Here is a 1,253-nt window from a genome sequence, read left to right as displayed (position 1 = left end):
TGACCCGTCCTGATATGGGTTGACACTTTTTAACTAAAACGCTCGATGTACTTCATCGGGCGTTTTGTATTTTAAAGCCGTATGAGGCCTCATTTGATTATAGATATCTACGGACTCTGCTACCATCGTCCTTGCTTCTTTCAGATCTTTCGGTTTCTTCAGCAAGAGCTCCATTTTGAGTATCCCATTTACACGCTCAGCTAAAGCATTCTGATAACAGTCATACCCGTCAGTCATTGAGCAAGTCACTCTATGTTTCTTATGGATATCTTGATATTCCCTCGAACAGTATTGTGAGCCTCTATCTGAGTGGTGTATTAGCTTTTCTTCACTCTGCCGTTGCCTGAGAGCTGAGATAAATGCCCGCTTAACTGATTGAGTTTTCATGTTGTCATCCACATAAAAACCAACAATCTTCCTTGAATAAGCGTCTGTAACCAAGCTGAGATAACTCTCTCCATTTTGAGTTGGCAAGTAAGTAATATCAGCAACCCACAGTTGTTCTGGCTTCGTTGGTGTCAGCCCATCTTTCACTTTGTTTGGGTGACAGAAAAATCGATGACGGCTGTCAGTCGTTCGGTGATAGGCTCGTCTTGCTCTCACTAACAGCCGATGCTTTCTGAGAAGTTCAAAGAGCTTATCGCGACCTATTTGAATGCCCTTTGTTGCTGCTAAGAACTTCAGTTTACGCGTGCCAATGCGTGGCTGCTTCAGCCTGACTTCACGGACAAAGCCAATGACAGCATGCTCATGATGTTCACAACGAGATTGAGTTTGGCATTGCTTATAATAAGCTTGGCGAGAGATTTGTACTAACTGACAAAACTTCGTAACGCTCAAACCTACTATGGTTTTCTCTTGGACAACGCTTCTTTGTGCTTTTTTGTCACTCTAACACCATAGTCACGTTCCATAACGTTCACGACAGCTTCAAAGAAGTCGGCTTTGAGTTGAGCATCTTCGAGCTGCTTCTCAAGCTCTTTAATACGTTGCTCTGGTGTAGGAGGTAAATTGAACTCGGCCATAGAGTCTCCTTTGGACATAAAGTTAGGTGTCCCTTTAGACCAATCTAGTCGACCATGCTTACGAAGCCAAACCAAAACCGTAGAGCAACCTTGGATGCCATACTTCTCTTGGGCTTGTTTGTAAGTGAGGCTTCCTTTTTCAACCTCATCAACTACAGTGAGTTTAAAAGCGAGGGAGTAATCGCGCTGAGTTCTTTTAGTTGTTGATTTCATAACACTCTCCAATTT

1 protein-coding gene is annotated in these 1,253 nt (G+C 43.1%); it reads right to left on the bottom strand.

Annotated elements, in window-relative coordinates; translation table 11 throughout:
* Window positions 1–33 precede the first annotated feature (33 nt).
* Window positions 34–1,238 (bottom strand): IS3 family transposase gene (locus KJB35_RS28315; RefSeq protein WP_102949714.1). Its coding sequence is split into 2 segments (ribosomal slippage): window positions 34–887 and window positions 887–1,238, totalling 1,206 coding nucleotides; the frame shifts between segments, so codons are not numbered across the junction.
* Window positions 1,239–1,253 lie beyond the last annotated feature (15 nt).

It is taken from the genome of Vibrio sp. D431a (genome assembly GCF_030248655.1).
In the GTDB taxonomy this organism is placed as follows: Bacteria; Pseudomonadota; Gammaproteobacteria; order Enterobacterales; family Vibrionaceae; genus Vibrio; species Vibrio alginolyticus.
Note: the sequence above shows the minus strand (reverse complement) of the source record. Positions and strands in the feature narration are given on the sequence as shown.